Source organism: Mesorhizobium sp. M2E.F.Ca.ET.219.01.1.1 (assembly GCF_004016445.2).
In the GTDB taxonomy this organism is placed as follows: domain Bacteria; phylum Pseudomonadota; class Alphaproteobacteria; order Rhizobiales; family Rhizobiaceae; genus Mesorhizobium.
This window is the reverse complement of the sequence record NZ_SADT02000077.1, coordinates 1-393: the sequence shown is the minus strand read 5'-3', so window position 1 is coordinate 393 and position 393 is coordinate 1. Positions and strand designations below refer to the sequence as shown.

Genomic DNA, 393 nt, shown 5'->3' with positions numbered 1-393 from the left:
TTTTCGGGAAACTCTTCAAAACCGATTCAATAAGCGGTGCGATTAAATCCAAATCGTCGACACGTGAGGGGCTTCCTGCAAATCCGATCCGGATCTCGTCGCTGGAGGATTGAGCCACACCATCAATAATTGAAAAATCGAAAAACGCCGGCAACATCGTCACGCGAGTATTAAATCTGGAAACGAATGTTGCCAGTTCGGAGGAGTTAACGATCACGGTTTCTGCATGGCAGACTGCAAATTCCAGTGACTTTCTAACAATTGGGTGCCGATAATACACCGCAAGTGGATTGTCCCCCGTGATTCGCCAAAAATTATCGTCAATATAGTATATGTACGACCTGTTTGCGTCGACGAGCAATTGCGCCCACGATAGAACCAGCGGGTCAGCGC

The 393-nt window shown here is 47.6% G+C and carries 1 pseudogene; it reads right to left on the bottom strand.

The annotated features are described in order from the left end of the window. Positions 1–217 (bottom strand): annotated as a pseudogene (locus EN862_RS36665) (glycosyltransferase family 1 protein); the annotation flags it as partial. Positions 218–393 lie beyond the last annotated feature (176 nt).